At 70.9% G+C, this 1,122-nt stretch carries 3 protein-coding genes and 1 pseudogene; 2 read left to right on the plus strand and 2 right to left on the minus strand.

Annotated features, from left to right (window positions below; all coding sequences use genetic code 11):
- The coding region (locus B7W94_RS17685; RefSeq protein ID WP_139833359.1) for an SDR family oxidoreductase at positions 1-210 on the plus strand (210 nt) is incomplete at its 5' end.
- A gap of 85 nt (positions 211-295) precedes the next feature.
- On the opposite strand, the gene B7W94_RS17690 is transcribed toward B7W94_RS17685, so the two are convergent.
- Positions 296-739: an SDR family NAD(P)-dependent oxidoreductase gene (locus tag B7W94_RS17690; RefSeq protein ID WP_082157159.1), complete on the minus strand. Its 444-nt coding sequence runs from the start codon at positions 737-739 to the stop codon at positions 296-298.
- Here B7W94_RS17690 and B7W94_RS17695 point away from each other — a divergent pair.
- Positions 730-885 carry an Lsr2 family DNA-binding protein gene (locus B7W94_RS17695; RefSeq protein WP_425488716.1) on the plus strand — a complete coding sequence of 52 codons (156 nt, stop codon included), beginning with the start codon at positions 730-732 and terminating at the stop codon, positions 883-885. The genes B7W94_RS17690 and B7W94_RS17695 overlap by 10 nt on opposite strands.
- A gap of 5 nt (positions 886-890) precedes the next feature.
- Here the strand turns inward: B7W94_RS17695 and B7W94_RS18290 are convergent.
- Positions 891-1,122: pseudogene (locus B7W94_RS18290) on the minus strand (nucleotidyl transferase AbiEii/AbiGii toxin family protein); the annotation flags it as partial.

The following is a 1,122-nucleotide window of genomic DNA, read 5'->3' on the forward strand; positions in this document are numbered from 1 at the left end:
GTGCTGCCCGGGGTGATCCAGACGCCAATGATAGACGCGCTGGAGGAGACCTACCCCGGCTTCAAGGACGCGCTGCTGACGAAGCACCCGATCGGCCGACTCGGCACGCCGCACGACATCGCCGAGATGGTCGCGTGGCTCGGTTCCGACGCGGCCGCCTTCGCGACCGGCGCGCAGTTCGCCGTCGACGGCGGGTACCTCGCGATTTAGACGAGGTGGCCACGACGGACGGGAGGCACGGTGTCAGCTGACACCGTGCCTCACGTCCGTCACCGGTCGCGCCGCGACCCGCGTGTCAGCCGTTCTTCGCGGCCAGTCGGTCCGTCTCGCTGTCGTTCCGCCACCCGGCGGTCGCGCCGCCGTCGACGCTGTAGTTCTGTCCGGTCACCCAAGAGGACTCGTCGGAGGCCAGGTAGAGCGGCATGTACGCGATGTCCTCGCCCGTGCCGGGGCGTTGAATGAGCGCGTTGCCGACCTGCCAGGCCTTGCCCTCCGCATCCACCGCCTTGTCCGTCGCCGGGGTGCTGACGAAGCCAGGCGAGATCGAGTTCGCGCGGACGCCGTAGCGGGCGCCCTCCGCAGCGAGCGACTTCGTCATCGCGATGACGCCGCCCTTCGCGGTGGTGTGCGCGACCTGGCGAGCGGCTCGATCCCGCGACCTTCGCGATCGACGGAAAGCAACTCGAGATCGATCTCGAGTTCGAGGCCTGGGCCAAGAGCGCGCGCCGCATCGGCGCAGCCACCCGGCGTCCGGCGAGGACGTCGCGGGGCGGACGGGCCGATCTCAACACGGTGCGTGAATGGGCCAGTCAGAACGGACACCAGGTCAGCGATCGCGGCAGGGTTCCCGCGTCCATCCTCGAGGCGTACGACGCGGCGCACTGACGCGGTCACTCCTGGGCTGAGCCGCGCGCTGCGCGCCAGTGCTCCGTGACGGGATAACCGGAGCGCACGTGCGCGCGCACGTGGACCTCCCCCGAAGGGGATCCGCTGCCGCCCGGCTCCGGCGGCGGAGGGTTCTGTGTCCAGCCTGAGCCAGGGACCCAGACCGTCCCCGGTTGCACGGGCGCGTCGGCGAGCGCGGGATCGATCAGCTGACGCGCGAGAGCCACGGCCTCACCC

The organism is Microbacterium sp. LEMMJ01 (assembly GCF_002114135.1).
Classification (GTDB): domain Bacteria; phylum Actinomycetota; class Actinomycetes; order Actinomycetales; family Microbacteriaceae; genus Microbacterium.